General features: G+C 46.3%; 7 protein-coding genes. 6 read left to right on the top strand and 1 reads right to left on the bottom strand.

Annotated features, from left to right (window positions below; translation table 11 throughout):
• The 3 genes from GX019_09825 to GX019_09815 all read left to right on the top strand — a co-directional run.
• Positions 1-348 (top strand): hypothetical protein (locus GX019_09825; GenBank protein HHT37457.1); only part of this gene is annotated, 348 nt, incomplete at its 5' end.
• A gap of 163 nt (positions 349-511) precedes the next feature.
• Positions 512-1348, top strand: a complete 837-nt coding sequence (gene nagB, locus GX019_09820) for a glucosamine-6-phosphate deaminase (protein ID HHT37456.1) — start codon at positions 512-514, stop codon at positions 1346-1348.
• Positions 1349-1672: 324 nt separating this feature from the next.
• Positions 1673-2206, top strand: coding sequence for a hypothetical protein (locus GX019_09815; GenBank protein ID HHT37455.1), 534 nt, complete (start codon positions 1673-1675; stop codon positions 2204-2206).
• 355 nt (positions 2207-2561) lie between these two features.
• Here GX019_09815 and GX019_09810 read toward each other — a convergent pair whose 3' ends face one another.
• On the bottom strand, positions 2562-3041 hold the full coding sequence (locus tag GX019_09810) for a hypothetical protein (protein HHT37454.1): 480 nt from the start codon (positions 3039-3041) through the stop codon (positions 2562-2564).
• Positions 3042-3451: 410 nt separating this feature from the next.
• Between GX019_09810 and GX019_09805 the strand changes: the two genes are divergently transcribed.
• The 3 genes from GX019_09805 to GX019_09795 form a co-directional block, all read left to right on the top strand.
• Entirely contained in the window at positions 3452-6109 is a 2658-nt protein-coding gene (locus tag GX019_09805) for a hypothetical protein (protein HHT37453.1), read from the top strand.
• A gap of 15 nt (positions 6110-6124) precedes the next feature.
• Positions 6125-9196, top strand: a complete 3072-nt coding sequence (locus GX019_09800) for a DUF1080 domain-containing protein (GenBank protein ID HHT37452.1) — start codon at positions 6125-6127, stop codon at positions 9194-9196.
• Positions 9197-9676: 480 nt separating this feature from the next.
• On the top strand, positions 9677-9787 hold a 111-nt coding region (locus GX019_09795), incomplete at its 3' end, for a gfo/Idh/MocA family oxidoreductase (GenBank protein HHT37451.1).

Raw genomic sequence — 9787 nt, 5'->3', positions numbered from 1 at the left:
GCTGATGAGTATTACTGGACAGTCCAAGCAGTCAGCACTACTTTAATTCCGAAGAACGCTGCAGATCCAGAAGGACTGGCCACTTTAAGAGCATTCCTCTGGCGTGAAGAAGATGTACTGCAATCTGATGTTTTAGCAGCTCATACCAACAGCAAGGAATCTGCTCAGGTTTTCTTAACTGCCAACCAGGAATGGCAAGGTCAAGCATCGCGCTTGTTCCAAAACCTCTTGGGTGAGTTCTCCGACTTAGCTCCCCAGATTTATGACGGGACACGGAGTACCACTGCTACCATGGCAGAGTTAAAACCGTTTGTTCAAAGCCGTCTCGACGATTTGTTTAATCAATAATATCTGTAATTACACCCCCTGTGGATATAATATCTGCAGGGGGTTTTTAGCGCAGAAAACGTAATTTTAATGTGAAAAAAATAGCATCTAACAAGGAATTAATGGGTGTAAAAATGAACTATAGTATGGATGTTCTAACGCAACAAAAGAAGGGGGCCAATGAATGAATATCCTTATTAGAGACACTTACGAGGAAATGAGCAAGGTCGGTGCGGAGATTATCGCTAGTTTTATCAGAGAAAAACCGAACTGTGTGATTGGCTTGGCTACGGGAAGTACTCCAATCGGAACGTATAAAGAGCTGATTAGAATGCACAAAGAAGAAGGACTGGATTTCTCCCAAGTGCGGACTTTTAACTTGGATGAGTATCTAGGAGTCGGCATGGATCTGAACAAACCCTACGACCAAGACCAGAGCTACGCCCGCTTTATGTATGAGGAGTTTTTCAAGCATATTAATATCCCGAAAGAAAATGCTTTGGTGCCAGATGGCTTGACTAAAGATCCTGAAGCTTACTGCCAGTGGTACGAAGAGCAGATTAAAGCAGCCGGTGGAATCGATATTCAGCTTCTCGGCTTAGGCAGAGATGGCCACTGGGGTTTCAACGAGCCTGGTTCATCTCTGGCATCGAGAACAAGAGTAGTTCCGCTGACTCAGGAAACATTGGATGATAACTATGAGGCCTTCTATAAAAAAGCAGGTATCTCCAGAGATGATATGCCTAAGTTTGCAATTACGATGGGTATCGGTACTATCCTGGAAGCACGCAATGCGGTAATGCTGGTAAACGGAGCCCACAAGGCAGAAATTGTAGCCCAGGCAATTGAAGGACCAGTAACCGGCCAAGTTACTGCTTCCGCAATGCATTTGTATCCCGGCAATTTAACAATAGTCTTGGATAAGCCAGCAGCTTCAAAATTACAGCGCATTGACCACTACATCCATGTGGAAAAGGCAATGAAGGAGTACGGCCTGGAATTCAAGGGTGCTGGTGAGTAATATAGCCATTAAGAAAATAAACAAAACCGGTAGAACTTGCGCTCAGCAGGTTTTGCCGGTTTTTTGTTTTAATTTATCGTATAGCCTTCCATTTGTCTTACAAAAACGGTAATCAGAGGATACAGGGTACAGATTGATTGGATAAAGATGGAATAAAACTTCTTGATTCGATATATCCTAATTCTTGACGCTCCTAGTTAGAATTTATGTACTAAATGGCAGAAAATTGATCCCAAAAAATAGGCTAACTAAGGGGGCTGTCCATCGGTTGTATTGTTTTTTACAAACTAAGAGTCATTTAAAACAATTTAGGGAGGCAATTGTGTGAAACGATTAGTCGTTAGTCTTTTAATGATTTTTTTAGTTATAGGTGTGGGAGTAGCTTCGGTTGCTGCAGAATCCCAGTTATATAAGAATCAATTCGAAGTGATAGTTAAAATACCAGAATTTGCGAGGGTTGTGGTTCCTGAGGTGTTTTACTTAGGTGAGGTTATATTGGATAAAAACATGCAGAATCAGAGTGCTGATCCTATTACCGAAATTTTTTTACTAACAAACACAGATGTATATGTTAATTTTGAGTCGAGCGGATTTGATTTCGGCGATAACGCTGTGGAAGGAGCACCTAATCTGGCAGGCTATCGTTGGAAAGATGCGGAAGATAAATGGTGGTATTTTGCATCGGGAAGTATGGGGAATAGCTTTGGTAAAAAGTCGTTATGGCATTGGACTGGGGATGTAATAAAGATTGAATTTGGTGCAAATATAGCTGAAGCCATTTCTAGAGATATTTTTTTTATGATCAGATCTGGGGGGTATCGGGACGTTGTCAAAGTGACTGTTTTTTCTGCAAAATAATCCATGAACTATAAAACCTGCCACGGATAACTCTGCAGTAACAGCTTTATATATCTATAAACTGGGCCTATAGTGAACCGCTTTTACCACTTGAAAATCCTTGAAATCATCTAAAATAATCTTTCTAGTGAGGTATCATTATGTGCTTCTGGTGTGGTTAATAGAAACACATGCATTGTCAAATCTGGAATAATATTGCTTGAGGGGATTATGTAATTCAAAGAGTAGCAGAATAAGGGTTATGGTGCAAAACCCATAACCCTTAAAAAGTTCTGTTTTAGGTATTATTGGATTCTATTCAGATGATGAACTTGGCTGTATTAATGTTTCCTATTAGAAAGTGCAAAAAGATTTACTATACTGGCTCGGCAACTGTAACAGTAATTACATCTGTATATTTACCCTTTTCGACTGTGTACCAATCTTCAGGAATCTCATAGCTTACAGCGAAGTTTATCGTCCTAATTTTTCCGGTATATCCTAATCGGATGGTTTGTGTGCCTCCCGGATTAAGTGTTGGAGGATAGGGTGTCAATGCTACGTCTTGCTCTAAAGTATACGTGATCCATTTGTTTAGATCCTCAGTGTCAAATCCCTCAGAATCAAACCTTACACTCACAGCTGTATTTGCTTTTAGCTCGAGTATTCCTTTTGCAGCATATCGTGGAGTTGTTAGAAAGTTGATTGTAAAATCTAGAGATTCCGGTAAGCTGATCTCCGCATGTGATGCAATATCTACGTTAACTGGAAAAACATCCTTTTCTGGCATGCTAGCCATTGCCGCAGCCGACAATACTAAAACCAATACACAAGCTAACACAAGCGCTCTTTTCATTTTACTTCCTCCAATTCTATTGTTTTTTGTTCTTCTTGTGTGTAAACTGTTTAACCATCGACTTCGAGGGTGTTGATTATTCCTGACCTCGTTTGATCTCCACCTCCTTTGGAGACTTTTTTGCTGGTGCAATTTACCCCGTTAGTCATGATGATCGTGGTTAATTGCAATTCTAGTGTACTAACCACAACCCGCTCAATTCTGCTTCAGTATAACAACCCAAACTCAAAACAAGATCAAACTATCCTCAAAATAGAATCAAAAAATTTCCGTGTAATTATTATTCATATGGGTTGGGGATTATGCTCCTTTGCTTAAACCCTGATAATATCGAGTTTGTGAATAGAGGACATAAATTCTTGCTTGTCGAAAATAGAAAACGCTGATGAAAAAATTTTGAGGAGGATCCAATGGTTACAGTTAAGGAAGCTACTGGGTGTCCGTTTGATCGGAACCATTTATTAAAAGAAGATCGGAAATTCGATATCCGTGACTTTGGTGCAGGTGTGGGTAAATCCCCCGTTGAGAACACCAAAGCGATTAATGCTGCGGTTGAAGCAGCTGCGGCGGAAGGCGGTACTGTTGTTGTGCCTGCCGGAGATTATCGGGTTTACACAATTCGGATGATGAGCGGTGTCAACCTGTACTTAAGTGAAGGCAGTACTCTCCACGCCGCTAAAACCGATATCAAGCATTCCTACCAAAAGCAGGTGGGAGAGGGCGGTAATTATGACGAGCCGGAAGTAAATCTGTACGTGGGACTGCAGGACCACGCCCATTCCTATTTCGCTAATAGTCTAATCTATGGTGCAGATCTCAAAGATGTGATGATTTACGGACCGGGATTAATTAACGGCACCTTTATGAATGACGATGGAGATGTGGAGCTGGTGCTCTTAGGCGGCGATCCCCATGAACCGGAAAAGCGCACTGAGCGGGGACATCGGGGTGAGTGGTTCGGCAATAAAGCTATCGCCTTAGTTCGCTGTGAGAATGTAGTGCTGCGGGATTTTTCGATCGTAGCAGGGGGCCACATAGCCATTATGGCCTTGTGCATTAATAACCTTTTGGTTGAAGATCTCTTAGTTGATACCAACCGCGACGCCTTTGATATCGACTGCTGCCAAAATGTAACTGTCCGCAGATCAACCTTTAACTCCTTAACCGATGATGCCATTGCCATCAAAGCCTCATATGGCGGCGGCAAGTATATGCCGGTTAAGAATGTTTTAATTGAAGACTGCACAGTCTGCGGCTATGATGTGGGCTCTGTTTACGACGGCACATTTAAAACCGACAAGCTGATTGCCATGGACCGCTGCGGTCCCACCGCCCGGGTGAAGCTGGGGACAGAGTCAACCTGCGGCTACCATCAGGTAACAGTTCGCCGGGTGCATTTCAAGCGCTCCCGCGGTTTTGCCCTGGAAGCGGTTGATGGATCAGATCTAACCAATATTATCTTCGAAGATTCAGTGCTGGAGAATATCAGCAGTTCACCGATTTTCATCAAGATCGGCGATCGGGGACGCTTTCCGGTTACTGGCAATTCTACAGAGGACGATATTATTCCGCCCAAAGATGCGAAGCCTAATGTGCGCTTAGACAATCCCAACTGGGTACTGCCCTGCACAGAGCCGTATCAGGTTTATCCGGCTAAGCGGTACACACCCTCGTATAACCGCACCAGGCAGGTAACAGTGGATGGCAAGTCCCTTTTTAATATTGTTGATCAGGACAATCCCTGCCGTGTCAATCCGGCTAATTACCATGAAGAAAACGGCAGGTACTATGCCCGCAAATTTGATCCGGACGCAGCGCAGTATGTGCCGGACTACGACCATGAGCTTGATGAAAAAGATCTGGTGCTGTACGCCAATGCCAGCGGCAGCGAGCGGATCGCTGAAGTGCGGGATATAATTATCCGCAATATCACTGTTAAAGACGCCGATCCCCGCTACCCGATTGAGATCATGGGTTTGGTGGACAACCGGGTTAAAAATGTAGTAATTGAACACATTGCCGTGGAATATCGAGGCGGATTAAGCATGGAGCACGCCGTTGAGCAGCGGCAGTTAAACACTAACTGGGAGTATACCGAGACCCAGAGCAGAGATCCCAAAGTTCAGTCTCTCCCTTGGCTGGTCAACACCTTCTTCTTGAAAAATGAGGGACTGCTGCCGCGGGTAGAGTGGGACCCGGAAACTAATACTTGGAAAGATAATCCCTTTAACATTCCGGAGCTGCCGGAAGTTTATCCCGAACCCAGCAACTGGGGAATTCTCCCGGCATATGGACTCTATGCCAGACACGTAGAGAACCTGCATCTAAAAGAAATTGAGCTGAAGTATGTTATTGAAGATACCCGCCATCCCATTGTCTTGGATGATGTGGTAAATGGATCTTTAAAGGATATTACCGCTGCCCATGCAGCAGAAGTTGAGGAGGTTGTCTTAGTTACAAACAACTTTAAGCGTCCCCCTCACTTAGAGTACGTACCTGATTATCCTTACCACACCACAGCAGTGGAAAATGTGGAGATCGATGAGGTGCTCTCGGTTAAGCAGGTGGAAGTGAATGCCCCTGCGCCGGGCACACCTAAGGACAGCTTGCATCCATATGAGACTGTGGCTGTTGCTGAGACAGGCTATCAGTTTGCAGTTTCAACTGATCAGTATCCGCTGCCCCAGACAGTGTTCCGGCCTTTCTTTAAGCCAGTGCCGGAGTTGAGTGTTAAGGTGGGGGAAACCCTGGAATTCGAAGTGCTGGCCCGGCAGCCGGCTTATGAAGCCTCACAGCGGCGGACTGATGGCATGATCTATAATGAGCGGGCGGGAGTGCGGGATTATACCGTATCAGGAATTGCCGAGCCGATGCGGCTGACAGCAGCCAATCTGCCGGATGGAGCAGAGTGCGATTTAACTGGGTTTGTGCCCGGAAGACCGATCAGTTTCGTTTGGATCCCTACAGAAGAACAGGCTCAAGACGAGCCCTACACCGTGATCTTTACTGCCGATGACGGAATCATTCCGGTAACCTTGGAAGTTAAAATAAAAGTTTTAAGGTCTTAAAAAGGAGTGACTGCGATGGGTAGGAAGGGTTGGTTAGCTTGTGTTTTGATGGTGGTGTTGGTTTTTGGCGCACTAGGATCTGCAGAAAGTATGGGTGAAGACATGAATATCTCCTGGAGTGTAGTAACAATTGACGGCCGCGATTTCCCCATTGATGCAGAGGGAAATGCAATCAACACTTATAATGGCTGGGGCGCTGTTTCCTGCAACAACACCTCAAGGCTGCTCTTGGATTACAAAGAAGAGAATCCGGAAGCCTATTGGAAGCTCATGAATCTCCTGTTCAATCCGGAAACCGGAGCGGGCTTGACCAGCATTAAAGTGGAGATGGGAGCTGATGTCAATACTTCGTCCGGAACTGAACCAGCGACCAAGAGAACAGCAGAGGAGCCGGCCAATGTGCTGAGGGGAGCAGGCTGGCACTTTGCAGCCGATGCCAAGTCCATCAACCCGGAGATTAAGATCGAAATCCTAAGATGGGGCGAACCATCTTGGACCGGCACCGATTTTGACAAGCGCTACCAGTGGTACAAAGAAACCATTGACGCTGTTTACGATACTTTTGGCCTTAAAATTGATTATGTCAGTCCCGGTCAAAACGAGCGCAACGATATGTCAGGATCCAATACCCGCAATATGGACTGGATCAAGTATTTTGCTAACAGGCTGAAGGAAGAAACAGATGGCCGCTATGATTACAGCCAGATCAAAATCGTAGCTGCCGATACCTATCGCAAACCCGAAACCGCAAGTCTTATTCTCGGCGATCCGGAACTGCGGGACTTAGTGGATGTCTTCAGCTATCACTATGATCTGAGCGGACATCCCAGTTTAACTAAGCTGTCCCAGGAGTATGGCATCGAAGTTTGGTACGGCGAAGCCATCGCTCCCATGGTGCGGGCCGAGAACCGCTACCATGTTGATCCGGATCGGGGCGGAATTGGTGGAACCACCGGTGTAGTAGACATTGCCCAGAGATTTATCAATATGTACCGCTGGTCCGGTTCCAGCGCTAATCCTGCCCGCATGACTAAGTTCATGATGCAGCCGGCAGTAATCGCGAACTACCAGGGGGCTCAGTATAATCCCAAGGACCTAATCAGTGCCCATTATCCCTGGTCCGGATACTTCGAAACCGACGCCGGCATCCAGATGATCCAGCACTTTAACTGGTTTATCGATCACGACTGGGTGTATTTAGAAGGCGCCTGCTTCGGTGACGGCAGCTGGACCGATGGCGGAGTAGCTGTGGATTCATCAAACCACAACTACTTAACCTTAAAAGATCCAGAAACCGATCACTTTTCCATGATCCACGCCAACAACACAGCATTTACTCGCTATTATGAAATCCGGATTAAGGATTTTAAAACCGCTGGTCAGCCCCTTTATTTGTGGGAAACCAGAGGTCCGGATCCGGGAGAGCCTTTAGATGCGAACTGGATGAAGCAAATTGGAGTTGTCGAACCAACTCTGGGAGATGATGGGTTGTACACCGCGCGATTTGTCGTTAAGCCTTACTCCGTGCTGACCGTATCGACGTTAAGTAACGGGCTTGACAACCGCGCTGCGGAATATGTGAGCGGCAGCAATGACAGTCCGGCAGCTGATACCATCTTACCGCTGCCCTACACTGATGACTTTGAATACGCGGAATATCCCATGGATGAAAACGGACGGACTTACTTAGAAAGACGAGGCGGAACTCCCCGCTACACAACTGACCAGTATGGCGCTTTTGAAGTAGTAATGGATGAGGACGGCAACCATGTCCTCCAGCAGATTATTGGTTACGATCAGCGGGGCTATGAGTGGAGCGTGTGGGGCAATCATCGGGAGGATAACCAGACCCACATCCGACCCAACACCGTGCTCGGTGACTACCGCTGGGCTAATTACAAAGCTCAAATCGATTTTAAACTTGATGATGCGGTGGTTCCGAATCAGCCGAACTATGCTGGCATCGGTGTACGGCAGGTAATGTACGGCGAGCATGATCCGGCAGGATACTCGTTCTTGGTGTATGCGGATGGCCGCTATCAGCTGTGCCGCAAAGGCGCAGTAGTCCGCCAAGGCCGAATTAACGACTTTGATCCGAATGGATGGCATACTATGGCGCTGGAGGCTGCGGATAACACTCTGACCGCCTACCTAGACGGGGAGGAAATTACCAGTTACACTGATACTGCCGACAACAGCGTCATGTCTGGCAGAATTGCAATTCTAAGCGGCTATTACCATACCAAGTATGACAATCTCCAGGTTCTGCCGATAGCTGGCTATGCCTGGGCGTCAGAGAAATTGGACAACACCGATCCTCGGATCCGCTATTCCGATGCGACCCGCTGGACTCATTCGGTGAACGAAGGTTTCGCGGCATTCCACAATCGGACTAAGAGTGTGGGCATGGCTTCTGAGAAAACGATTGTCCGCCATACTGATACCACTACGGTACCGGGAACCCTCAACCGGGTTTACTACCACCGCTACAGCAAACCGGGCGGCTGGGGTTCGAACCAAAATGACGCGTGGGCCAGCCACACACCTGGAGAAGAAGCCTATGCCGAGCTGTACTTTGAAGGTGTCGGCTTTGACTTCTTTGCCCGGGGGCAGAATACAGCTAACGCCACGGCTGATGTTTATCTTGATGGTGAGTATCACGGCAGCATTGTTTTCAGCGGCAGTGCTACAACTCGTCACTACTACACTGTATCCGGCTTAGAACCGGGCATTCACTCAGTGCGGATTGTACCCACCGGAACGGCAACCGCCAGTGTGGTAAGGTTTGAAATCGAGTCAGCTGATGATGGTGAACCGATTGATCCTAAGAAGAGCAGAACCTGGTTCAGCCTAGACTTTACCGGAACCGGCTTCAATCTCTTCGGCAACACCGATGCGGCAGTGCTTAATATCTACCTCAATGATGAGCTTGTCGCAGAAAATGTGCAGATTTCTTCCCGCGCCAACAACCGCGATACCTCCTACTTCTTCCGAGGCTTGGAGTATGGGGATTACAATCTGACCGTTTATGTTATGTCGGGTACTTTCACCTTAGATGGGGTAGATATTTTAGGGGAACTCCAGTAATCGGATAAAACTTTAAAACTTAAGCAGCAGCCAGCCATACGCATTAATATTGGCTGGCTGTTTCATAGTTGTGCAAAACAATAGGCAAACAACATACTGCGTAGGAGAAAAGCATCTAGCCCTTTAAGATTTAGCAAACCACATAGAAATCAGGATTTGATTATTCAGATGAATTATCCAAGTTCACGTGTAGAATGGTGCCGCAGTAGATTCGGAAACTATAAGGCTGCTTCACAGAAGGCATTTTCGGCTAGGAAGTCCAAGCAGCTAGCATTTAAAGAGCAAGGAACGTAACCGAGGAGTGGGGGTTCCCCGCTCTTTTTTCTTTGTTTGGAATTATCACTCCAGACTATGACATATTGATTCTATTACCATGATCTAACCATTTTAGGCAAAGGATAACAACCACATTTGGCGAAACAAATAATCAGCTTGATTTTTCTGTTTTCTAATATCTTTTAAACAGGGGGAGGTAGAACGATGGAAAAGGTAAGAGTTGGGATTATTGGCTGCGGCGGCATTGCCAACGGCAAGCATCTGCCGGCCCTGGCCAAAATTCCAGAGGTTGATATTGTGGCTTTCTGCGACATT

Source organism: Bacillota bacterium, assembly GCA_012837335.1.
Taxonomy (GTDB): Bacteria; Bacillota; Limnochordia; order Darwinibacteriales; family DTU012; genus DTU012.
The sequence above is the reverse complement of the archived record's forward strand: the minus strand, read 5'-3'. Positions and strand labels throughout refer to the sequence as shown.